Below are 20959 nucleotides of genomic sequence, written 5' to 3'. Positions count from 1 at the left end.
TCCTGGCCTTCCAGCTCACCTCCAACGGGGTGTTCCTGGGCGGCCAGAATCTGCGGGGCGTCCTCGGGCTCCTGCCCGAGGTCGCGCTCGTGGCCGTCGGCGTCACCGTCCTGATGATCTGCGGGGAGTTCGACCTGTCCGTGGGCTCGGTCTTCGCGCTCATGCCGATGACCATGGCGGTGCTCATGGTCGCGGGCTGGTCCTTCTGGCTGGCGGTTGGAGCGGGCCTCATCGTTTGCGTGGCGATCGGGCTGGTGAACGGCTGGGTGACGATCCAGTTCAACATTCCGTCCTTCATCACCACGCTCGGCATGATGTTCATGGCGCGCTCGCTCACGGTGGTGATCTCCGGCGGCTTTCCTCCCCGTCTCGATCCGGCCGCGGTGCCCTCGTGGCTCTTCGTGGGTTTTGTGGGGCCGGGCGGCCTGATCCGCGCCTCCTTCCTTTGGTTTCTGGCCATCGCCGCCGTGGTGACCCTCCTGCTGGCCAAGACGAACCTCGGCAACTGGATCCGCGCTACGGGCGGGTTCCTCCCCGCCGCACAGGCCATGGGCATCCCGACCGCGCGGGTGAAGATCGCCTGCTTCGTCCTGTGCTCGGTGCTAGCGGGCTTCGCGGGGATGCTCCAGGTCCTGCGCCTGGGCTCGCCGCTCCCCTCCATCGGCATCGGGATGGAGCTCCAGGCGGTGGCCGCCGCCGTGATCGGGGGCACTTCACTCTTCGGCGGCATCGGCTCGGTGATCGGCGGCATCATCGGTGCCCTGCTCATCCGGGTGATCGACAATGGCATGGTGCTCTCCCAGGTTGACTCGAACTGGTTCCAGTTCGCCGTGGGCGCGCTCACGATCCTCGCGGTGGTCGGCAACGCCTGGCTCCGCAAGCGCGGTCGGGCGATGAAGGTGGAGACCTGACATGGACGGCACGTTCGACAGCCCGGCGGCCGAGCCGCTGATCTCCGTCCGCGACTTGCACAAGTGGTATTCCGGGGTCCACGCGCTCAAGGGCGTGAGCCTCGACGTCGCCCCGCGCGAGGCGCTGGGCCTCGTGGGCGACAACGGCGCGGGCAAGTCCACGCTGATCTCGATCCTCTCGGGCCTCGTGCGCCCCGACGAGGGCGAGATCCGCGTCGAGGGCCGTCCCGTGGTCATGCGCAACCCCCGGGACGCCATGGAGCTCGGAATTGAGACGATCTACCAGTACAACTCCATGGTCCCGATCATGAGCATCGCCCGCAACGTTTTCATCGGGCGCGAGCCGCTGAAATGGTCGCTGGGCGGCATCGGCTGGCTCGACGAACGACGGATGCGTGCCGACTCCGTCAAGGCCATCGCCGACGTGGACCTGCACCTGCGCTCCCCCGACGCCTTAGTGGGCGAGCTCTCGGGCGGCCAGCGGCAAGGCGTCGCGATCGCGCGGGCCATGCACTTCAGGTCCAAGGTGATGATCCTCGACGAGCCCACGAACCACCTCTCGGTCAAGGAGACCGCCAAGGTCATCGGCTTCGTGCGCTCGCTCAAGGCGCAGGGGGTGACGTCAATCTTCATCTCCCACAACCTCCATCATGTCTTCGCCTGCTGCGACCGGATCGTGGCGATGTCGCTGGGCCAAGTCGTGCTCGACAAGCCGATGGGGGAGACCTCCATGGAAGAGGTGCAGGATCTCCTTTGAGGACAAGCACAGGCCAGGCAGGCGCACGGCGTTCAAGGCCGATTTAGAAACGGTCGCCCCCTGACACACCCAGACGTGAGCGTGAGGAACAGGGCATCTCCATGCAAGTGGTGAGGGTAGGGGCCGTTCGGTTCCGAGATGACGGGGCAATTTGCGTCCGAACCGTCCGCATCGTCCGCAGCTTGGCATTCCAAGATGTTACGTCGGACGGTCGGGGGTGTTCGGACGCGGCAACTGTCCGCGTTTGCGTCCGCATCGGTTTCGACCGTCCGAACGTGAGCGGGGCCAAGGTGCTGTAGGAGCTGAGCTTTCCTCGGGGTGCGGACGCAACGGACGGTTCGGACGGTGGCGCCCCTCCCCTGTCGGGCCCGAGTGCACAGACGTCCTTTGGAGCTCGGAGGGGCGGACCTCGCCCCGCGTCTGCCTTATGCAATCGAGCCGCTCGCCTAGCGAATGGCCCCTCCTAATGCGGAGGGGCTCCAGACGGAAACCACTTTGTGTCCGGCTTGTTTATGCCAGCAGGAAGTCCTGAGCGGTGATGTTGCCAACCGTCTGGGCATTCACGAGCCGGATAGTCTGGCTGGCAAGCCCGTCGAGGGTGACCAGGATGTCGGACCCCAAGTCGGTGAACTTCACGCGAGAGGCGAAGGTGGCCGCCGTGATCCCCAGGGCCGACACGTCCAGGAGATCCTGACCGCCGGTCGGGTTGTAGTCGAAGTCCGCCACGGTATCGCTGCCGAACTTGGCCCCACTTGTGGTGCTGGCAAAGACGAAGACGTCGAGACCGAGCCCGCCGTTCAGGCTGTCGTTGCCGCCCCCACCGATCAGGCGATCGTTGCCATCGACTCCAAGCAGCGTGTTGGTCAGGTCGGTCCCACGCAGAATGTTGGCCAAGGAGTTGCCCGTTCCGGTGACGGCCGATCCGCTGAGCGTCAGGTTTTCGACTTCGCCGCTCAGTGTGGTGCTCGCGAGCGAGCTGCGCACCTCGTCCGTGCCACCGCCGGCCACTTCGTTGGCGCGGTCGCCGGCGTTGTCGACGACGTAGATGTCGTTGCCTCCGCCGCCGGCCATGATGTCGGCCCCGGCCTTGCCGTCGAGGAGGTTGGCGCCGCTATTGCCGGTCAGCGTGTTGGCCAGGCCGTTCCCGGTGCCGTTCAGCGCGCTCGTGCCGGTCAGGACGAGATTCTCCACCTCCGCCACGAGGGTTGCGGACACGGACGCGCGCACCGTGTCGGTGCCGCCGCCCGCGACCTCGGCCACCAGGTCGCCCGCCTGCGCGACGAGGTAGGTGTCGTTGCCTGCACCGCCGGCCAGGGAGTCGCTGCCCAGGCCTCCGATGAGCGTGTCGTTGCCGCCGCCCCCGTTGAGGCTGTCGTTCCCAGCCCCACCCGTGAGCGTGTTGGCCAGTGCGTTACCCGTGCCGGTGAAGGCGACGGTGCCCGTGAATGTCAGGTTCTCGACGTTGGTCATGCCATTAAGCGAGATGTCGAGGCTCGCGAGGGTGGTGCGGACCTCGTCCGTGCCACCGCCCGCCACTTCGTTGGCGCGGTCGCCGGCGTTGTCGACGACGTAGATGTCGTTGCCTCCGCCGCCGGCCATGATGTCGGCCCCGGCCTTGCCGTCGAGGAGGTTGGCGCCGCTATTGCCGGTCAGCGTGTTAGCGGCCGAGTTCCCCGTGCCAGCGAAGTCGCCCGTGCCGGTGAGCAGAAGCTTCTCGAGGTTAGCGCCGAGCGTGTAGGACTGGCCGACCTCAATCGTGTCCGACCCGCCCCCGCTGATCTCCACAACGGTGTCCTGCGCCACGTCATCGCCGGAGAGCACGTAGGTATCGTCACCTGCTCCGCCCGTGAGGTTGTCTGCGCCGATCCCGCCGATCAGGCGGTCGTTGCCGCCTCGACCATCGAGGATGTCGTTGTCCTCGCCCCCTGTCAGGACGTTGGCCCCAGCATTGCCCCGGAGCGTGTCGGCCCCGAAGCCGCCGACAAGGTTCTCGATGCCGGACAGGCGATCTGACCCAATACCCGCGCCCGAGGCGGTGCCCGCCGCGAGGTCGGCCACCACCGGCGTGAGGACCGGGTCTCCGATCTGGATGGGATCCTCGAAGCTGACGGTGTCGATCCCGCCCTTCCCTTCGAAGTAGTCGCTCCCCGCAGAGCCGATCAGAAGATCGTCGCCTTGCGTACCGGTCGAGGCCCAGATCTCGTAGCCGTAGCTGCCGTCGGCGAATTGGAGACGCCCGTTCATGCCCGTAGGCATGCTGTCAGTGCCGTCCGGGGAGCCAGCCCGAAGGTCGCAGATCGTCACAGCATTGGTATCGCTGTTGATGTCGATCGTGTAATCGGAGCGTGCGCCGCTGTAGACCCACGTGGCGTTTGGCGTGCTGAAGCCATCGCTGCCGAAGGTGTCGTTGCCCGCGCCGCCGGTGACGAGGTGAGCAGCCGCGTCGGCGTTCCTCATGGAGTGCCCCGCCAAGATCTGGTCATCTCCGCCCCCCGCGTCGATGACGTTGCTGTTGCCAGCGAGGGAGATGACGTCATTGCCGCCACGGCTCTGCAGCCGCAGGTCACCTGCATTGCCAACGATGGTCTCGCCGAAGTCGGAGGTGCGGACATCGACGAGCCCCGTGGACCCTCCGGCGTAGATCGTGGTGCCTTCCTCGACCAGATCGTCGAGCGTGTGGCCGGCTACATCGCTGTAGTTCCAGCCCCCGCCAGTCTGGTAGCCGCTGGCATTGGCCATGAACCACTCGTTGTCGACGAACTGGATCGAATCTTCGGTGCCTAGTGCATTCGGAGTCCAGACGGTCTTGACCCATCCCGAATGGGTGCCGGACGCTTGATCGTAATGGTGCTCGCCCCAGACGTAGGTGAAGGTCAGAGTTCCGCCGACTTGCTCATACCCACCAGGATAGGCGATGTTCTGAAGTTGGAGTGTATTGCCTTGGGACCACGTCCACGTGACCGCCTGTCCATTCGTATAGGTGAGGTCCTGGTGGCCGCCCTCGAAGCTTCCCGTGATCAGCTGACGGGTGCCGACGTTAAAGGCACCGTTCGGCCCGTCAGCTGTACTGTAGTAGTCCCAGAACACGGTCTGGGTCGTGCCTTCGTTCGTGTAGTCCTTGAGCCAGATCTCGGACGGCATACTGACTTTCTCCCAACAGCGGCAGCCCTTCTGGCCGCGTGAACACCCTGGCGGGAGACGCCTCAAGGACGGCATTGCGACGTGGACAGGGAACGGCGGGGACGGTCAACAGATCACCGCCCCCGGCCTGACACCGGACTCACCGCTTATCCCACCCTGGCTGCTTCACCCCCCGGTGGCGCAATAGCTCCGACGTCCCGGGCCAAGAATCATCCTGCGTTTGCAGGATGGGGCGCAGTTTCGTGCTCACGTTGCCGTGACACGTCGCCCTTGCGAGCGGAGCCTGCGGTGATCAGATGGGCTGAAGGGACGAGCCACGTTGGCAAAGGTCGCAGGGGAAGGAGGCGCCAAGGCCGGCGAGAGCCCCTTCGGCCTGTCGGGTGCGCTCTTCGGCCGCCTGGTGGCCGCGGCCGACACCGAGGTCCTCTCGCGCGTTGCGATGGCTCCTGCTCCGCGCCCTGCAGGTCCACGGCGACATCAAGGTCGTCCACGGCTTGGCCTCGCCGCGGCTGGGACCGGCTCGAGGAGGAGCGGATTGTCCCCGATCTCCCCAAGATCCGCGAGATGCTGGCCGAGATGGAGACGACGGCGGCGCTCGTGAACGATCCCCTTTCCATGGGCCCAACCTGTAGCCAGGCCCACCAGGCGCGGACGAATGCGGAGCTCATCCTCAACCTCGCGGGGCTCACGCTCTCGCCCACGAACCCGCTGGCCGCGCTGATCGCGCGGCCGGAGCGCGAGGCCGAGCCGGGGTTCTGACCCCGGCCTGAGGGGGCCGGATCACTCGAGCGGAGGCGTCCAGGTGCCCCAGATCAGAATGCTCTCGTTGAGCCCACTTACGTCGAGAAGAACGGCGCGGCCCATGCTGTTGCCGTAACGGTCGGTCAGGGTGAGGACGGTGTCCAGCAGCCCTGCGTCGCCGCCAACATGGGCCTCGCTGATCGCGAAGTAGCCTTCCCCATAGCCGGACGTGGGTCCTTCCCGGAAGGTGATGATGTCGGCGCCGATCTCGAAGTCCGTGATCGTGTCGGTCCCGGTATTCTCGGACGGGTTGAACGCGAAGTAGTCCCGCCCGGCGCCGCCGGTCAGCAGGTCGTCGTCGGTGCCGCCGACAAGCCAGTCCCGCGCCGCGCCGCCGACCAGGGCATCCTTCCCGGCGCCCCCGAACAGGTAGTTCTGCGGATAGATCGCGTAGGGCCCGTCAAAACCCTCGCCGCCGATCAGGGTGTCGTTGCCGGCGCCCCCGGCGAACGTGAAGGTCTCGAAGTTCTGGCCAATCAGACGCCCATCGACGAATGCGTCGTGTCCGACGGCCCTCATGGTCTCGCCTCCGGCCCCGCCGATAAGGGTCAGCGTATCCCGGATGAAGGATTGCGAGTCGCCGCCATCGGCAAAATCGCCGCCCCCGGCATCGCCCAGGACGACGTCGTCCTGCCCCGAGCCTCCGGTGACCCGGTCGTTGCCCGTGCCGCCGTCCAGGAGGTTGAAATAGGATCCGCCGACCAGGATGTCGTCCCCTGCCTCGCCATAGAGGTAGTTCGGGCTCCGGTGATCGACCGCGATGATCGTCCCCGCCTCGCCGCCGATGAGGGTGTCGTTGCCGTCCCCTCCGTGGAGCTCGTTCCGGCTGCTGCCGACCCCGCCCGTCAGGGTGTCATTGCCAAGCCCGCCGACGAGGAAGTTGGTTCCGCTGTTCGCGCCGCCGGTGATGACGTCGTGGCCCTCGTCGCCAAAGAGGTAGTTCTCGAAGTTGTAGGCCCGCCCCGTGATGATGTCGTCGCCCTCATGGCCCATGAGGTAGAGCCTCTGCTCCTGCGTGTACCTCAGCGCGGTCCCCTGACCGAAATCCGGGTCATAGAAGGTGTAGAACTCGTAGAGGCTGTTCGATCCGCCGTGCAGGACGTCGTGGCCGGCAGTCCCGTCGAACTGGACGGCCGAGTACGAGGGGACCGCGGCCGCCACCTTGACCGAGACCGTTGCCGTGGAGGAGCGCCCATCGGCGTCCGTCACGGTGAAGGCAAAGGTGTCGCTGCCGGCGTAGCCCACGACCGGCGTGTAGGAGTAGGTGCCGTCCGCCCGGATCACGAGGCTGCCGTGGGCCGGGCTGCCGTTCGGATCGAGCGCGAAGCTCACCGCCGAGCCGTCCGGATCATGGCCCGCGAGCTTGCCCTCGATCGTGCCGTGCGCCGTGCCGTCCAGAAGGAGGATCGTCGAGGCCACGGCCACCGGCGGGGACCCTGCAAGGGAATGGGTGATAGTGTCGAGGAGGCCCAGGAGGGTCGGATTGCTCGTCGTCACCCCTTCCAGCGCATGCACGATGGCGGTCGCGGTCGCCGCGTCGGGCTCGTAGCCGTGCGCGATCAGGCCCGCGTAGAAGCTCAGCATCGGCGCAAGCTGGGCGTTGGTGGCCAGGCGAGGGTCGCGAAGGAAGACCTGCTCGACGATCTCGGTCTCGACGGCGGTCAGGGCGGCCATGAGGCTGGGCTTCCCGCTCGTGACGTTGTCGAGCGAGTCGAACATCTTCGTCAGCGTCGCGGTGCTCGGCCGGTAGCCGCTCTCGAGCGCGGCCAGATACTCCCGGGAATAGGATTCCAGCTGCGGCAGGGTGGCGATCTTTGGATTGCCGATGATGGTCTTTTCGATGTTCGTGGTGGTCGTCATGGCGCTCCCCTTGCCTACTCTGACGCTGTCACTGGTTCACGGCGGCGAGCCATGGGCTCGACGGGCCTCCCGCCGCCTCTGGTGGTCGTGTCGCGGAGGACGCGGCGGGGGGCGCCGGACGGACGCCGACAACGAAGCCGTCCGTCACGCCTCGGCCTGCGGCAGAACCGCTCGCGAAGCGAGGTCTCGCGTCCTGAACCCCACTCATCACCAAAGCCACCCGGCACCCGCTCGCCCTGACGCAGGGGCAGGACGCTATCAACGCCCCGATAACAGACAAGCGACGAATGGACGGGAGCCCAAAATACATCCATGGCGGGAGTGTTTTCCCGGTTCCTGCAACGTCTAGTGGCACACCGGGCCGAGGATCCGGAGCAACCACGGTTCGGTCCACAGGCCGCCTCAGTCCGTCTCACCGGCATCGGCTCCGGGCGCGAAGCTCGCGGGGTGCGGGGCGCGGAAGACCCCGGTGCGGTAGGTCAAGGTCCCCAACTCCAGGATCTCCGTCCGAACCGGGCGGGTGTCCTCGCCCGCCAGGATCATCAGGGCCGTGAGCCCGGTCAGGACCAGGGCCCCACACAGGACGGCCGGGTTCTGCGGGATCCCGTTCACCGCCCTCGAGACGTTCACCATCATCGTGTTTCGACGTGCGTCACTCATCAACTGATCCCCTTCGACTGGGACACGATCATCCCCTGCCTTTGGTCGGACCTACTCGCCGGCCGGGAGCGCGAGTTTGCCCCGGATCAATCTTTGGCCAGCACTCTCGCCATCGAGCCGATCGGCCCGACGCAGCCCCTCCCCCACTGCCTCTGCGATCCGGTCGATCTCCGCCTGCCTCCAGTCGGGCGAAAGCTGGATCCGGAAGCGCGACTCGCCGCGGCGCACGGCCGGGAACTCGATGCAGTTGACGATGACGCCCTGCACAAGGATCTCGCGGTAAGCGAGCCGCGCCCGCGCCTCGGAGCCCACGACGGCGATCGCCATGGCGGAAGGGCGGCCCAGCGTCGCCATTCCTTGAACCACTAGGCCGTCCCGGAGCCGGCGGACGTTCGCGAGCATCGCGGCCCTGCGCTCGTTGCCCTCGAGCGAGAACACGATGTCCATGGCCGCCCGGATGGCCCCGAGCTGGGCCGGGATCGGGTAGTTCGAGAAGGTGAAGGAGCCGGAGAAGGCCTGCACCGCCCGGAGCGCACCCTCGTCGTTCGAGGCAAAGAAGCCCCCGATCGAGGCAAAGGTCTTGCTGAAGGAGCCGATGACGTAGTCGACGCCCTCATAGGACCCTGCGGCCTCGGCCATGAGGCCCGCGCCGCCCGGGCCGAGGCAGCCGAAGTCGTGGGCGACGTCGAGCAGGAGGTGGGCGCCATGACGGGCCTTGATCTCCACTACCCGCGCGAGGTCCGGGGTGTCGGAGTCCATCGAGAACAGCGCCTCGGTGATAACGAGGATCGAGGCCGCGGGATCGTCCCGCCGGATCCGAGCGAGGCGACGCTCCAGGCCATCGAGGTCGTTGTGAGGGAAGAGGTGGATGCGTGCGCCCGAGGCCTGCGCCCCGTGCTGGAGGCAGTTGTGGGCGAGGCTGTCGAGGACGACGTGGTCGCCCGGTCGCAGGAGGGCCTTGATGGCGCCGTAGCCGGCGGCCCATCCCGTCGGGAAGAGGCAGGTCCAGTCGAGGCCGAGCTGCCGGCTCAACACGTCCTCGATCTTGACGGCGAGCGCGATGCGGCCGCCCATTGGGCCCGAGCCGGCGCTGTGGGCGCCCCAGCGGTCGATGGCGGCCTTGGCGGCCTCTGTCACGCGTGGGTCACCGGCCAGGCCCAGGTAGTCCTGGGAGGCGCCATTGAGCCCGGTGGTGGCTCGGCCGGCTTGGTCCCGGACCGCGGCCAAGCTGGTGACAGCCGCCTGGTGGGTCCTGAAATACTGATAAAGGCCCAGGCTCGAGGCATTCGCCACATCGGCCGCGAGCCCGCGGAAGCGCTCCCCCAGCGGTGCGCCGGCCTCGCCCACGTGATCGGCGACTCCCCAGCTGAGAGCGCGCAGATCGTCTTCCGTCATCGTGGGGGTCGGGTGGGCCGACAGAGTGCCAGACGAGGGACACGGCTCCAGGTGATGGGTCTCGAGTTGGGCGTTTAGGTGTTTCATAGGAGATCCGGCTGAGGTTGGGATTGCAGATGGAGCATGAGGCCGTCAGTGAGGCTGCCGGACCGGACGAGCGTTTCTGCCGCTTCGATGTCGGGTGCCAGGAACCGATCCTGATCCATGAACGGCACCGCTTGTCGGACCAGGTCGTGGAGCCGCTTCATCCGCGGCGCCAGAGGCGGATCCGGGCAGAGATCGACGCCTTGGGCCGCCGCCAGGAGCTCGATCGCGAGGATGGTCGCGACGTTGTCGGCCATGTCGAACAGCCGGCGCGCCGCGAAGGTGGCCATGCTGACATGGTCCTCCTGGTTCGCGGAGGTGGGAATGCTGTCGACGGAAGCCGGATGCGCGAGCGACTTGTTCTCGCTGGCCAGCGCCGCCGCCGTCACATGAGCGATCATGAACCCCGAGTCGAGACCCTCGGTCGATGCCAGGAAGGCCGGCAGCCCGCTGAAGCGGGGTCGATCAGCATGGCGATCCTGCGCTCCGAGATTGCCCCGATCTCGGCGACCGCCAGGGCCATATTGTCCGCGGCCATCGCGACCGGCTCGGCGTGGAAGTTTCCGCCGTTTACCACCTCAAGATGGCCCGTCTCGCCGAAGAGTATAGGGTTGTCGGTCACGCTGCAGGCCTCGGAGAGGAGCACGTTGCCTGCGAACCGGAGCTGGTCCAGGCAGGCGCCCAGGACCTGAGGTTGGCAGCGCAGCGAGTAAGGGTCCTGCTCTCGCCGGCGAGGCACCATGGCATCCCGCCGTGGTCCGTCGGCCAGGAGATCGCGGAAGGCCGAGGCGATCCGGATCTGCCCAGGCTGACGGCGCAGGCGATGAAGCCGAGGATCGAAGGTCGCCGGACTCCCGAAGGCCGCCTCGGTGGTCAGAGCGCCCACCGCCACCGCCACGCCCAACTGGTGCTCGATGCGGAAATAGGCACCCAGCGCCAGGGCTGTCGAGGCTTGGGTCCCATTGATGAGCGCCAGGCCCTCCTTCGGCTGCCAGTCATAGGGCTCGAGGCCGATCTCGCGCAGGACCTCGCCGGCCGGCCTGGCCTCGCCCCGGAACTGGATCCGGCCCAAGCCCATGAGGGCTGCCCCGAGGTGGGCGAGTGGCGCCAAGTCTCCCGAAGCTCCGACCGATCCCTTGGCCGGAATGCAGGGAAAGGCGTCGTTGGCGAGAAGACGGAGAAGCGCCTCGATCAGCTGCGGCCGGACGCCCGACACGCCTTGGGCCAGGGCGCTCACCTTGAGGCAGAGCATCAGCCGCACGACATCGGGCGGCATGTCGGGGCCGACCCCGGTGCAGTGCGAGAGGACCAGGCGGCGCTGGAGCTCCACCGCTTGCTCCGCCGGGATCTTGACCCTGGCGTTCAGGCCGAACCCGGTGGTGATACCATAGACCGGCGCTTCCGACCGCATCGCGTCCTGGACCAGGGCCGCGCAGCGCGTCACATCCACCCAGGCCTCCTGGGGCAACGCGACTGAGAGCCTTCCCCGGTGGGCACGCCGGAGGAAGGCGAGGTCCAGATCCCCGGGATGCAGGAGTTGAGGCGTGTCATGGTGGGTCATGTCACGCCCTCAGCTGGGCGACGATGTTGCCCGGCCCCTCGCCTCTCCGCTGCGGGACCACTTCGCCGAACTCGACGATATCGCCTGGGCCCACAACGCTGTTGAGACCGACGCGGGCGCAGGCTCTGATCCGGGCCCCGTCGCCCACCCGGACGCTATGTTCGAGCGAGACGTCGGGGGCGATGGAGACACCCCGACCGATCCGGCAAGCCACCCCGATGGCTGACCGCGTCCCGATCTCGGAGCCCTCGGCGATGGTGACCCCGGGTCCTAGCTCGGCCAGGTGTCCGAGCACGCTGCCCGCCCCCAGGGTGATGGGCGACACGAGGATAGTGCCGTCGCTCAGCGGCATGTTGGTCCCGAGCGTCGCCCGGTTGGCGAGGTAGACGCCCGGACCGAAGTCAAGGATCGGCAGGTCGCGGATCCAGGTATCCGGGTAGACGGTGAAGTCCATCGAGCCCCGGTAGCCGAAGAGCCGGAAGGTCATGGTCTTCAGGGCAGGAATGCTCAGGACCAGGAAGTAGACAGGCTTGAAGTAGTAGAGCGACGTCCAGCACAGACCGTAGAGGCGCCTGTGGCCATAGACCGGGTGGTCGATGCTCCGGGGGAAGTGCCCTTTGACGATGGCCGGGACATGAAAGCGGCTCAGGCCGCCGGCAACAGCCGCGAAGAGAGCGGCATAGGCCAGGGGCCCCGCCACGAGAACCAGAAGCTCGACAATCACGCTCCGGGTCGCCTCGAAGGCCACGCCGATGGCAGCCGTAGGCAGGCCGAAGATCGCGAGGAGATAGATTGGGACCAGAGCCTGAACGAGCCAGGCCGGCAGTGTTCGGAGGGGCCGACGCAGTTGTGCCATCGTCAGGTCTCCATTCGCTGTCAGTGGGCCGGCGAAGCGATCCCAGCCTCCAGGAGCGCCCCGGTCTCCAGGCAATCCCACACGGCCTCCCGGGACATCACGGCGATCCGTACGAAGGCCTCAACCTGCTCCTCGGTGTGGTCGGCCATGACCTGGAGGCGCCAGTGGCAGGCGTTGCGCGAGGCGACCGGGTCTTCGACGAGGTTCACGAGGCCCCGCGCCGCTGGACCTCCGCCGTCATCACCCGCGCGAGGGCGCTGCCGCCCAGGACCACCGGGACGAGGGCGCTCGGCTGGCCAAGTACGTCGAAGCGCTCCTCGGTCATGCGCCGCCGCAGCCGGCGCAGGTTGGTCCTGAGCCGCTGTCGGCGCTCCACCCCTTCCCGGCTCTCCACGATCGAAAGGCACTCGAGCACCGCGGCGGCCTGTGCAGGTGAGAGGGTGTTGGTGAAGGTGAGCGGGCCGCAGCCGTGGCGCAGCGCGAGCTTCAGGGCCGGGTGGTTGGTGGCCACGAAGCCGCCGTTTGAGGCGAACGCCTTGGAGAAGCTTCCTGTGACGACATCCACCTTGCCGACCATGCCCTGCTCCTCGAGGACGCCGCGGCCTGTCTCGCCGAGGGCGCCCAGGTCATGGGCCACGTCCACGATCAAGGTGGCCTCGTGCTCGCGGCAGAGGTCCTGGAGCGCGGCAATGTCAGGGATGTCGCTGTCGATCGAGAACACGCCTTCCGTCACCACGAGGATACCCGTTCGCGGGTGCTCCTTGCGGATCCCGGTCAGCCGTCGCGCGACCGCCTCGGGCGAGCAGTGGAGGACGCGATGGACCTCGGCGCCGCTCATGTTCGCCGCCTCCTGCAGGCAGGTCCGAGCGAGCGCATCCAGGACGATATGATCGCCCGGGCGCACCAGCGTGCGAATGGCGCCGTAGCCCGCGCCCCATCCCGTCGGGAACACGGTCGCCTCCCGCAGGCCCAGAAAGGCGGCGAGGCGCTCTTCGAGCTCGCAGGTGAGCGGGGTGAGGCCCATGAGCGCGGCGGAACCCGCGGAATGGACCCCGTAGCGTTCGGCGGCCGCCTGAGCCGCCGCGATCACGCGGGGGTGGGAGGTGAGGCTCAGGTAGTCCTGAGAGGCGAAGTTCAGGCCCGAGATCGCCCGGCCGTGCCGGTCGAGCGCATGCGTCCGCGGCGCGATGCGCCCGGTCGTGACCCTGGCGTAGGAGTCGAGGCCGGCCTGGCCCCGGGCGTTCCACCACTCCGCGTGGCGGATCCACCGATCCAGGAGGTTGGTGGTCCGCGCGTCGACGTAGTCGATAGAGATGCCATCATGGATGTCGATGGGCTTCGAACTCGACATGATAAGCTCCCTCCCCGGAGCCGCAGAGGCACCGGGGAGGGAGCAGAGTTGGACGAGCATGCGTCCGCAGGGAGACACGCAACCTTCACACTCGGAACCAGAGCTAACCCCTCCCCGGTAAGCCCATCTGATCCCGTTCCAGGATCGCGTTCATCCTGCGTTTGCAGGATGACTGTGGATATTTTTCACCCCAGCGTCCGGGCCGCCTCAGCGGGTGCGGCGCAGCTCGATGACACGCCGGACGAGGTCGGCCTGGCGCCGGGCACCCGCCTTGTCCATGGCCCGCTTCACCTGGTCGCGCACGGTGAAGCGCGAGACGCCCCGCGCCTCCGCGATCTCGGCGATGGTGGCGCCCTCCGCGAGGGCGAGGGCGACGGTGGCTTCAGCCGCCGTGAGGCCGAGCCGTTCCTGCAGGACTTGGTCCGCCGATGTCGTGCCGGGCGAGAGCCGCAGGACGACGAGGAGTGCCGGCACAGGGGTGCGGACCAGGAGCGGCACCCGGAGTTGGTCGAGAACCCCCTCAGTCAGTGGCAACATGCGCACCTCCATCGACCCGGACTTCGTCTCGAGGTGGAAGTTGAGGTCGCTGAGCCGCGCCACGCCCTTGATCGCGGCCGCGAGGCTTGCCGCCGCCTGGAGGTTCGCGAAGGTGAGCCGGCCGCGAGCGTCGTACTGCAGAAGCGTGCCTTCCGCGAGATGACGCTCGGCCTGGGCGTTCGCGTAGAGAATCCCGCCCTGCGCGCCCAGGAACAGGATCGCGGCGTCCTCCGGCTCGAGCCCGAACCGCAGGAGCGTCGAGTCGAGCCGGAGCCCCAGGAGCATGCGGTTGATCTCGAGGCTGCGGTTCAGGAGCGGCGCCGCGCCCCGAAGGGTCTGCATCAGGCGCTTCGAGATCCGGCTCGCGGCCCGGAGCTCGATGTGGGTGTTGAAGATGAACAGGCGCCCCGGATCGCGCGCCAGCACCGCGCCCATGGCGTTTCGAAGGTCGCCCTGGGGCCGGAGCCAGTCGTTCCAGTATTCGGTGCGGAGAAGCTCCTCTTCCGGAATGAGCTCGGCCGAATGGACGACGCGGCCCGCCGGGAGCGCGTCCCAGGTCGCGTGGTAGGGGTTGGTGACGGCGTAATGCGCCCCGTAGCTTTCGATGCACTCGGGGCTATAGCCTGCGAAGGCGTCGGTGATGCTCTGCCGGATCGAGAGGTCGTAGCCCACCATGACGAAGTTCGCGCCCCGGAAGTCGGCCGCGAAGGCGTCGGTCACGTCCTGCCAAGCGGAAGGATCGAGAGCCGCTCGCGCGATGGCGTCCTGTATCGATGAACCTACCAAGGCCACACGAGACCCATTTGAACAAACGTCACACGACAACGCTATCACTGGTTACGAGTCAGGCAAGTGCCTGAAAGTTAGTCCATTTGAACAAGTGCCCCACAGTCAGATGGTCAGCCGGTGAGTCAGGCCCGTCAAGATCCACCCGAAGGAAGGTTGCGCTTAGATGCTTGCTGGCGCTGTCTCATCCCTAAGAACAAAAGGTCGCTTTATGACGGCCGACATCTCCGCCGCATCACGGTCGTAGCAAATCCCGATACTGGGGATTGCGGGCCAGCAGGTCCTCCCGCTCCGCCTCGGGTAGCGCCGCCAGGTCCCGCTGTGTCTGCTCCTGGAGCCACACCAGGGCCCCATCGAGGTCCTCGGGGAGCAGGTCTGCTGGGCACCCCCGCTGCTGCGCCATGTGTCGGACCTCGGCCACCAGGTCCTCCGGGGTCATCTTGGCCAGCCGCGCCTGCCAAAGGTCGGTATAACGGCCTCGCATCCGGTCCATGAGGCGCCGCACCCTGGCGCTATGCCGGGCGGCCACGGAGGGCCTCCTCCAGTTCGGCCACGCGCTCCTCGAGTTCGGTCACCTCGAGGATGCGGCGATAGCTGTCGATCAGGTCCACCACGGCCTTGCCCTCCAGGGGCGTGAGGTCCCCTCGTCCCACGGCGGCCACCACGGCTCCGACCGCCTGGGCGGCATCCCGGGCCGAGTGCAGCGGCGGCAGGTCCAGAGCGATGGGCGTGTCCCGCCGGGGCGGGAGGAGCCGTTCCAGGCAGAGCCGCAGGGCCGTGGTGTCGCCCGCCAGCGCCATCTGCACCGCCTTGCGGGTCAGGGCTTCGGCCTCGCCCTCCAGCAGCGCCTGAGCGGCTTGGGTGGTCTTGTTCCTGCTACCTCGAGGTCGGCCCGGTTGCCAGGGCCGAACCGGCCGTCGGCGCTACGAGGGGCCTCCAGAGAGACAAGGGCCGTATCGGAGCCGTAGGTACGGTCCAGAGGGGCCAGGGCGTTGACCGGGTCGACCTCCGCGCTGGATGGACCGGGGAGGACGGTGAGGGTCTTGCTCATGGGGAGGTCCCTCCATCGGTGATGCCCATGGCGGCAAGAGCGGCCACGGCGCGATCCCGGCGGCCCGCATACCAAGCGTCCCAGCAGCGGTGGTGCAGCCAGGCCGGCCCTGTGGGCTCGATCCCGAACGGGACCAGCGGTTCGGCCGAGGTGTCAGGTCCCCCGCAATGGAGGCAGCAGTTGGCTGCCGAGCCCACCGGGTGCTGGTTCCGCCACTCGGCCACGCAACTCTCGAAGGCTTGGACCTCGGCCTCGGGACGCAAGAGCCCGCCGTCGTGTTCGGCGATGCCTGCTCGCTCGTCGTAGAAGGCCTGCCAGTCCTCGGTAGACCAGGTGCCGGCCTCACGACGCAGGAGGCCGATGACCTCCGCCTTGTGCTGCCTGAGCCGCTCCAGCACCGGGGCCGGAGGGGGCGCGGCTGCTTCAAGGATCAGGTCCTCACCCTCGACCTGCAGCTGAAGGCCAGCCTCCCGGGCCGCCTTGAGGGCCAGAGCCGCGCTCACAGCGTCATCCTCCATCCGCCGGCGGCTGTCTCTTCCTCCGGCTCCGAGGCGGCGGGGATATTTGCGTCCGCACCGTCCGAACCGTCCGCCGCCTGTGTTTCCAGGAGCTTGCGTCGGACGGTCGGGGGCATCGGACCTCGACGATCGTCCGCATTTGCGTCCGACGCCGTCTCGACCGTCCGACGCGTCAGAGCCTCGAAGCCGTTGATGCCGTTGAGCTTTGTCAAGGGCGCGGACGGTTCGGACGGTTCGGACGGTCGCTGCGCCCCGCTGTCGGTCAGCCCAGCCGTGGCCTGCGTCGCGAGGTGGATGAGACGGGCCGGCGACTTCCCCTTGCCCTTCACGTGATCGATCTCGATGCCCACCTTGCGCAGGAACGTGGCGGCCCGCTTGAGGCGTCCCGAGAGGGCGCGGGGGCCATCGGGCCAGGTCTTGGCTTTGGCGGCCCGCTCGCCGGCGATCCGGGTCAGCTCGGCCAGGAGATCGGTCGCCGTTCCCACCCACTCCGTCCGATCCGCCATGAGGGCGCGCACCGCTGTGGCGACCGGGTCGGCTTCGATGACACTCTCGACCGCCTCCTGGCGGTTGCTCTCGTAGACCGCCCAGACGGTGCCCTCGGGCCAGAACGCCGTCTCGCTGGCGCTGGCCCAGAGCGCGAAGTCCGCCATGCGGGGCAGGCGCGGCAGGCGGGTTGTGGGTAGGCGGCGCAGGCCCTCCACCACCCCGTCGAGGAGGGCGCCCAAGATCAGGGGCCGCGCCCGCTCGAATTCCGCCCATATCTCGGCCTCCGGCCGGCGCTTGTCCTCGGGGATGGCCGCCAGCTGCAGCACAATGGCACGGTCGGCGAGGTCGGCGCGGGTGACCACGTCCTCGATGCCGTTCAGGATCACCGGCCGCATTGCCTTGAAGAGGACCTCCTCCTGGTCGGAGTAGAGGGCCCGTACGGCGAAGCCCCCGCCCGTGGCCAGACGGCAGAGCGTGTCCGAGACCCAGGAGGAGAGGCCCGAGAGGTTGTCGAAGGCCAGGACGTGCCCGTTCGTGGCGGCGATGAAGAGGTCGCGGTCCTCGCGCGGGAGCGCCCGCAAAGGCGCGCTGTTGGGATCGAGAAGCGCCCGCAAGATGGCCGAGAAGGTGGACTTGGCCGAGCCCTGCTCGCCCGAGAGGACCAGGAGCGGATAGGGCCCCTTGGGGCGCAGGCAGGCCAGAGCCCAGGCGACCACCAGGACAAAGTCGGCCTCGGACTGGACGTTGAGGAAGGGCCGCAGCGTCTCAATCGAGCCACCCCGCTCTGGGATCGGCAGCGGCTTCATCCCCGGGGCACGACGGAAGCGCACGGGCGGGGTGTCGACTATGCGCCAGCCGGTGCTGTCGACCTCCACCGCCTGCCAGGCCGTGTTGGCGAGGTCGAGGTAGATCCTGCCCTCGTGTTCACCCACACGGACGAACACCGGCCGTTCCGGCCCGTCGAAGCAGGCCTTGGCCTCTAGAACGCCCAGGGCTCCACTCATGGCTTCGGCGTTCGGTGCCCCCTGCGTCTCCTCGAAGAAGCGTCGGGCAAGCCAGAGGCGGAATCCTCTGCTCCGCAGGGGCCAGGTCTCCCGGTGTCCGGCCACCGTGAGGTCGGCGTAGGGGGTGCCATCGGCCGTGTGGAAGAGCTCGGCCGTGCCGGCGAGTTGGATCAGGCGATCGGCCTGGGTGCGCGCCCGCTTGCCGCCCTTCGCGCCACCCTGCCGGGCCAGCGCCTGGTCCAGCGCCCACGCGGCAGCCCTGGGCCTTCAGTCGCGCCCGCAGCGCCTCAAAGGCAGGGCGGTTCTCGGCCTTCAGGATGGCGAGCGCCTCGATGGCCTCGGGAGCGAAGGGCGCGCCAGGGTCCGTCTTGGTGGCCTCCACAAGGTCCTCGAGCGGGAGGCGCACCTCCTCGGCCTCCGCGAGGGCGGCGCGGATGAGGTCCTTTCCCTGGTGGCGCACGTGCTCGTTCATGCCCGGACCTCGTTGGTCAGGCGCAAGTTCCCGCGAAGCAGGTCGTTGAAGTCCTGGCCCAGCAGCGGCCGCGCGATGCGGACCCGCCGTCCGTCTCGCTGCCAGCGCTGGGCCGCTGCTCGCGCCGCGGCTTCTCCGGGGTCGTCGCCATCAGCGAGGATGACCACCTCCCGAACCGAGCTCGGCAGATCGAGCGATCTGAGCCCCGAGGTGGAGAGCGCGGCCCAGCTGGGCTGACCGCCCAGGGCCTGCATCACCGACAGGCAGGTCTCGATCCCTTCGCCGACCATAACCCGCTCGGACGCCTCCGCGAGCCGCACCACGCCACCACGGGTGGGCCCGAGCATCATCTTGTCCGGGCTGACCGGCGCCTTGCCGGCGCCGTCGCGGGCGAGGAAGGTGCGGTGGATGGCGAGCGGCGCCCCGTCGAGCCCGCGCGTGACACGTGCGACCATGGCCGGCCAGCGGCCGCCCGAGGGGTGCTTGAGGCCGGGGTGGAAGCGAAGCACGTCACCGGGCGGCAGGACGAGGCCGCGCGAGGCGAGATAGGTCTCGACCAGGGTGCCTGAAGCAGGGCCGCTCGCCTTCCAGAGGGCAAGGGCCCGCTCCGTGCGGGCTGCGTCGTCCCTGTCGCCGGTAGGCGTAGCGGCTTCTGGCCGGTGCAGGACGTGCGGTTGGGGTAGGGCGGGGCGCCAGGGCTCCTCGAGAAGACCCCGATCCTGGAGGGCGTCCCGCACCGTCTCGTAGGAGCAGCCCGCGAAGCAATGCAGCAGCAGGCGGCCGTCTTGACCGTCCTTGATGGAGAGGCTGGGCGAGCGGTCCCCATGCGCCGGGCAGCAGGCAATCCCATACTGGCCAAACCAGGTGCCCTTGAGGGCGTGGGTGAGGTCGCGCGCGTTCATCACGCCCGGCCCCGGATCAGGGTGGCAACGACGTCGAGCCGACAGGTCGGGTCGACATCCGACCACCGCTTGGCAACGGGTACGAAGTGGGCCTGGATAGTGTCCGTCTTGGGCTGGAGGGAGATCTGCGCCACCGCGGTGCGTCCTCATCAAGCAAGGAGGGAGCCGGCCCTTTGGGGCCGGCCCGAGCGTCAGAACGGAATCTCGTCGTCGAGGTCGGCGTAGGCGGGCCCCGTGTTGCGGGCTGGAGCCGCAACGTTGGTCCTGGTCTGGCCCACAGCCGCTGCGCGCTGCAGCGAGGGGGCTGTCGAGATGCCGCTGTCCACCAGGCAAGCCGGACGCGGCACCCACTCGGCGACCTCGAAGAGAGGAATCGTGGCCTTGCCCTTGTTGAACCGGGCCTCCCGCGTCCCCACGAGCTTCACCAGCGGCAGGACCCCCTCGGCGGGCTGCTGCCGCAACGCCGGGACCAGGCCCAGAAAGCCATTCCAGGCCGAGGCGCCGGCTTGCTCCCAGATCGCGGTCTGCCCGTCGCCAATCCCACAGAGGATGTGGAAGCCCTGCTTCCAATCCTCGCCCGGCCGGGGCTCGAACTGGGACAGGCTCTGGTTCCACTGCCACTCGGGCGGCACGCCTGCGATGCCGTCCGACCGCTGCCAGCCGGTCCGCATGGTGTCGATGTCGAGGACGACGCCGCTCTCGAAGCCGGCGAAGGGCTCCTTGCCGCTGCCGGTGCGCAGCATGAAGCCGCGGGTCTGGGCGCTCCAGGTGAGCCAAGGGCCCTGCACGCTGGAGGGCCCGATGTCGAACGAGGCGAAGGTGCTGGTCATGGTTGGTTCCTTGGTTGTGAAGGCCGGACGGGCCGGCGGCAGGTTGGTCTTGGAGGCCGGGGCGAAGCGCAGCCGTGGGGCTGGGCTGGAGGAGCGGCTCAAGAGGGCCGCTCCGAGGCGCGGTCGTGGTCAGACCGGCCGGTTGTCGATGTCGTCGGTCAGGCCGGAGACCTCCTCGGGGAGGTCGGAACTGGGGGGCCGCGTCCAGAGGTCCCGAATGCGCGCCAGGTCTTCCTCCGGCGGGCTTGCGCTGCCGCCGAGCACGTCGGTCCACTGCGACCCCTCGGGAGCGGGCAGAAAGTCGACCGTCCAGCCGGCGGCCTGGGCGCGGTGGGCCGCCTGATAGGCCGCTTGGCGGCTTTCCGGGCTGCCATCGGGAGCGAACACAACCCGGCCGGGTCTCTGCGGGGGAACCCCGCGCTTCTGGCACGGCTCAGGCAGGTGCACCGCAGCCAGACCCTCCACGGAGCGGGGGGCGAGGATCCGGGCCGACCCGGGCAGCAGGTTCGCGGAGGCCAGGACCAAGGCGCTCTCTACGCTCGCGGCAACCACGACTGGCGCGAAGACGCCCTCGGGCGGTTCGACGACCACAACGAACTCGCCGGGTGGGGTGAGGTCGGCCTCCGAGGGTCCAGCGACGGCATTCGTCTCATGCGCTTGGTGGACCGGATCGTTGCCGTAGATGTCGGCGGTGTTGGGGATGGCCTGGTCCATCACGCGCTGATCTGGCCCCCGTTTGACCGAACACTCAGGCGGTTGCGGTTTGGGCGGCGATGAACTCGCGAGGCGAGCGCATTTTCAGCCCGGAGTGCGGGTGGTGGGCGTTGTAGTCCTCGAACCAGCTTGGGAGCAATCCGAGGACAGCGGCAGCGTCCGGCAAGGGCGTGACCTGGACGTAGTCGCGCTTCAGGGTGCGGACGAAGGCCTCGGAGATGCCATTGCTTTGGGGGCTCTTCACGGGCGTGAAGCAGGGCTTCAGCCCGAGCTGGCGGG

The 20959-nt window shown here is 68.3% G+C and carries 21 protein-coding genes; 3 read left to right on the top strand and 18 right to left on the bottom strand.

Annotated features, from left to right (window positions below; all coding sequences use genetic code 11):
- Positions 1–29 precede the first annotated feature (29 nt).
- Both RUMESO_RS17780 and RUMESO_RS17775 read left to right on the top strand, forming a co-directional pair.
- Positions 30–911 (top strand): ABC transporter permease, encoded by an 882-nt coding sequence (locus tag RUMESO_RS17780; RefSeq protein WP_211262921.1) that lies wholly within the window; start codon positions 30–32, stop codon positions 909–911.
- Between the two features lies 1 nt (position 912).
- A complete protein-coding gene (locus RUMESO_RS17775; protein WP_037282001.1) occupies positions 913–1668 on the top strand; it encodes an ATP-binding cassette domain-containing protein in 756 nt (251 codons plus the stop codon).
- Between the two features lie 510 nt (positions 1669–2178).
- On the opposite strand, the gene RUMESO_RS25335 is transcribed toward RUMESO_RS17775, so the two are convergent.
- Positions 2179–4809: a beta strand repeat-containing protein gene (locus tag RUMESO_RS25335; protein ID WP_051521455.1), complete on the bottom strand. Its 2631-nt coding sequence runs from the start codon at positions 4807–4809 to the stop codon at positions 2179–2181.
- Between the two features lie 564 nt (positions 4810–5373).
- On the opposite strand from RUMESO_RS25335, the gene RUMESO_RS17765 reads away from it, so the two are divergent.
- Positions 5374–5568, top strand: coding sequence for a hypothetical protein (locus RUMESO_RS17765; protein ID WP_037282000.1), 195 nt, complete (start codon positions 5374–5376; stop codon positions 5566–5568).
- A gap of 21 nt (positions 5569–5589) precedes the next feature.
- Here RUMESO_RS17765 and RUMESO_RS17760 read toward each other — a convergent pair whose 3' ends face one another.
- The 17 genes from RUMESO_RS17760 to RUMESO_RS17685 form a co-directional block, all read right to left on the bottom strand.
- The gene (locus RUMESO_RS17760) at positions 5590–7470 is read right to left on the bottom strand and encodes an Ig-like domain-containing protein (protein WP_037281999.1); all 1881 of its coding nucleotides are present in this window, start codon (positions 7468–7470) and stop codon (positions 5590–5592) included.
- Positions 7471–7872: 402 nt separating this feature from the next.
- Entirely contained in the window at positions 7873–8130 is a 258-nt protein-coding gene (locus RUMESO_RS17755; RefSeq protein WP_156363007.1) for a hypothetical protein, read from the bottom strand.
- 51 nt (positions 8131–8181) lie between these two features.
- Entirely contained in the window at positions 8182–9525 is a 1344-nt protein-coding gene (locus RUMESO_RS17750; RefSeq protein ID WP_051521454.1) for an aminotransferase class I/II-fold pyridoxal phosphate-dependent enzyme, read from the bottom strand.
- 83 nt (positions 9526–9608) lie between these two features.
- A complete protein-coding gene (locus RUMESO_RS27950; protein WP_281177579.1) occupies positions 9609–10010 on the bottom strand; it encodes an aromatic amino acid lyase in 402 nt (133 codons plus the stop codon).
- The gene (locus tag RUMESO_RS17745) at positions 10007–11170 is read right to left on the bottom strand and encodes an aromatic amino acid lyase (RefSeq protein ID WP_281177578.1); all 1164 of its coding nucleotides are present in this window, start codon (positions 11168–11170) and stop codon (positions 10007–10009) included. The genes RUMESO_RS27950 and RUMESO_RS17745 overlap by 4 nt, the downstream gene beginning before the upstream one ends.
- A 1-nt stretch (position 11171) precedes the next feature.
- Positions 11172–12026 (bottom strand): hypothetical protein, encoded by an 855-nt coding sequence (locus tag RUMESO_RS17740; RefSeq protein ID WP_037281997.1) that lies wholly within the window; start codon positions 12024–12026, stop codon positions 11172–11174.
- A gap of 20 nt (positions 12027–12046) precedes the next feature.
- Positions 12047–12235: a hypothetical protein gene (locus tag RUMESO_RS17735; protein WP_051521453.1), complete on the bottom strand. Its 189-nt coding sequence runs from the start codon at positions 12233–12235 to the stop codon at positions 12047–12049.
- Positions 12232–13377, bottom strand: a complete 1146-nt coding sequence (locus RUMESO_RS17730; RefSeq protein ID WP_051521452.1) for an aminotransferase class I/II-fold pyridoxal phosphate-dependent enzyme — start codon at positions 13375–13377, stop codon at positions 12232–12234. The genes RUMESO_RS17735 and RUMESO_RS17730 overlap by 4 nt, the downstream gene beginning before the upstream one ends.
- Positions 13378–13584: 207 nt before the next feature.
- Positions 13585–14634 (bottom strand): helix-turn-helix transcriptional regulator, encoded by a 1050-nt coding sequence (locus RUMESO_RS17725; RefSeq protein WP_037281995.1) that lies wholly within the window; start codon positions 14632–14634, stop codon positions 13585–13587.
- 301 nt (positions 14635–14935) lie between these two features.
- The gene (locus tag RUMESO_RS17720; protein WP_037281993.1) at positions 14936–15229 is read right to left on the bottom strand and encodes a hypothetical protein; all 294 of its coding nucleotides are present in this window, start codon (positions 15227–15229) and stop codon (positions 14936–14938) included.
- Positions 15213–15500 (bottom strand): hypothetical protein, encoded by a 288-nt coding sequence (locus tag RUMESO_RS17715; protein ID WP_051521451.1) that lies wholly within the window; start codon positions 15498–15500, stop codon positions 15213–15215. The genes RUMESO_RS17720 and RUMESO_RS17715 overlap by 17 nt, the downstream gene beginning before the upstream one ends.
- A gap of 247 nt (positions 15501–15747) precedes the next feature.
- A complete protein-coding gene (locus RUMESO_RS17710) occupies positions 15748–16254 on the bottom strand; it encodes a hypothetical protein (RefSeq protein WP_037281991.1) in 507 nt (168 codons plus the stop codon).
- Positions 16251–17867 carry a hypothetical protein gene (locus RUMESO_RS17705; protein WP_211262920.1) on the bottom strand — a complete coding sequence of 539 codons (1617 nt, stop codon included), beginning with the start codon at positions 17865–17867 and terminating at the stop codon, positions 16251–16253. The genes RUMESO_RS17710 and RUMESO_RS17705 overlap by 4 nt, the downstream gene beginning before the upstream one ends.
- Positions 17868–18230: 363 nt before the next feature.
- A complete protein-coding gene (locus RUMESO_RS17700) occupies positions 18231–19136 on the bottom strand; it encodes a DUF7146 domain-containing protein (protein WP_037281989.1) in 906 nt (301 codons plus the stop codon).
- A 191-nt stretch (positions 19137–19327) separates the two neighbouring features.
- Entirely contained in the window at positions 19328–19966 is a 639-nt protein-coding gene (locus tag RUMESO_RS25330) for a hypothetical protein (protein ID WP_037281988.1), read from the bottom strand.
- A 129-nt stretch (positions 19967–20095) separates the two neighbouring features.
- Positions 20096–20680, bottom strand: coding sequence for a toprim domain-containing protein (locus RUMESO_RS17690; protein WP_051521450.1), 585 nt, complete (start codon positions 20678–20680; stop codon positions 20096–20098).
- Positions 20681–20714: 34 nt separating this feature from the next.
- A partial coding sequence (locus RUMESO_RS17685; protein ID WP_037277710.1) for an integrase core domain-containing protein occupies positions 20715–20959 on the bottom strand: 245 nt, incomplete at its 5' end.

The sequence above is a fragment of the Rubellimicrobium mesophilum DSM 19309 genome, from assembly GCF_000600335.2.
Lineage (GTDB): Bacteria > Pseudomonadota > Alphaproteobacteria > Rhodobacterales > Rhodobacteraceae > Rubellimicrobium > Rubellimicrobium mesophilum.
The sequence above is the reverse complement of the archived record's forward strand: the minus strand, read 5'-3'. Positions and strand labels throughout refer to the sequence as shown.

Excerpts from the sequence above, each read along its gene's own strand:
- RUMESO_RS17775 (WP_037282001.1), top strand. The coding sequence starts at position 913 with ATGGACGGCACGTTCGACAGCCCGGCGGCCGAGCCGCTGATCTCCGTC.
- RUMESO_RS25335 (WP_051521455.1), bottom strand. The coding sequence starts at position 4,809 with ATGCCGTCCGAGATCTGGCTCAAGGACTACACGAACGAAGGCACGACC.
- RUMESO_RS17765 (WP_037282000.1), top strand. The coding sequence starts at position 5,374 with ATGCTGGCCGAGATGGAGACGACGGCGGCGCTCGTGAACGATCCCCTT.
- RUMESO_RS17760 (WP_037281999.1), bottom strand. The coding sequence starts at position 7,470 with ATGACGACCACCACGAACATCGAAAAGACCATCATCGGCAATCCAAAG.
- RUMESO_RS17755 (WP_156363007.1), bottom strand. The coding sequence starts at position 8,130 with ATGAGTGACGCACGTCGAAACACGATGATGGTGAACGTCTCGAGGGCG.
- RUMESO_RS17750 (WP_051521454.1), bottom strand. The coding sequence starts at position 9,525 with ATGACGGAAGACGATCTGCGCGCTCTCAGCTGGGGAGTCGCCGATCAC.
- RUMESO_RS27950 (WP_281177579.1), bottom strand. The coding sequence starts at position 10,010 with ATGATCGCTCATGTGACGGCGGCGGCGCTGGCCAGCGAGAACAAGTCG.
- RUMESO_RS17745 (WP_281177578.1), bottom strand. The coding sequence starts at position 11,170 with ATGACCCACCATGACACGCCTCAACTCCTGCATCCCGGGGATCTGGAC.
- RUMESO_RS17740 (WP_037281997.1), bottom strand. The coding sequence starts at position 12,026 with ATGGCACAACTGCGTCGGCCCCTCCGAACACTGCCGGCCTGGCTCGTT.
- RUMESO_RS17730 (WP_051521452.1), bottom strand. The coding sequence starts at position 13,377 with ATGTCGAGTTCGAAGCCCATCGACATCCATGATGGCATCTCTATCGAC.
- RUMESO_RS17715 (WP_051521451.1), bottom strand. The coding sequence starts at position 15,500 with ATGGCGCTGGCGGGCGACACCACGGCCCTGCGGCTCTGCCTGGAACGG.
- RUMESO_RS17700 (WP_037281989.1), bottom strand. The coding sequence starts at position 19,136 with ATGAACGCGCGCGACCTCACCCACGCCCTCAAGGGCACCTGGTTTGGC.
- RUMESO_RS25330 (WP_037281988.1), bottom strand. The coding sequence starts at position 19,966 with ATGACCAGCACCTTCGCCTCGTTCGACATCGGGCCCTCCAGCGTGCAG.
- RUMESO_RS17690 (WP_051521450.1), bottom strand. The coding sequence starts at position 20,680 with ATGGACCAGGCCATCCCCAACACCGCCGACATCTACGGCAACGATCCG.